Source organism: Vibrio sp. 1978, from assembly GCF_033344345.1.
Genome location: NZ_JAWPOP010000903.1, coordinates 1 through 544, shown reverse-complemented (window position 1 = coordinate 544; position 544 = coordinate 1). Strand labels below are relative to the sequence as shown.

Annotated in this window: 1 pseudogene; it reads right to left on the bottom strand. The window is 43.4% G+C overall.

What is annotated here, in order from left to right:
- Positions 1–200: pseudogene (locus tag R8N49_RS29775) on the bottom strand (RNA pseudouridine synthase); the annotation flags it as partial.
- Positions 201–544: the final 344 nt, after the last annotated feature.

Sequence of the window (544 nt, the reverse complement as noted above, 5' to 3'; positions counted from 1 at the left end):
GTCGACATATCTAAGCGATGCACGACTTGGATATCTGGGTGCTCCTCCTGTAAACGACTCCACATGCTGTCATGGTGTTCTGCAAGACGTCCCGGAACTGACAACAAACCAGACGGCTTATTCACAGCCAAGATATGGTCGTCCTCAAAAACGATGTCGATCCAAGGATCTGTCGGTGGGTTGTACTCAAGCATTGCCATGGGTGGGATCTCTAGAAAATAAAAACGCCGCGATTATAACGAGGGCTCAGCCAAAACGCATTTTAATTTCGCGACCAATGAAAACACCAAAACCAACAGGGTTAATCAAGTCAATAAATTCGAAAAATAAAATAAAAACTGATTTGTAAATATAGTTTGACAAGTACTGCGGGAGTGATATTTATAGAGTGGTTACCCAAATAACTTTATTCCGTTCGGAAAAGCACCCCATAACATTAAATAAGGTTTCACGCCGTTTGGATTCCCGCGAACCGTTCTCGCGGGGGAAGGTTATGCCGTTATACACAACATCAAAGGACAATAAGAAATGGAATCCGCCGTAC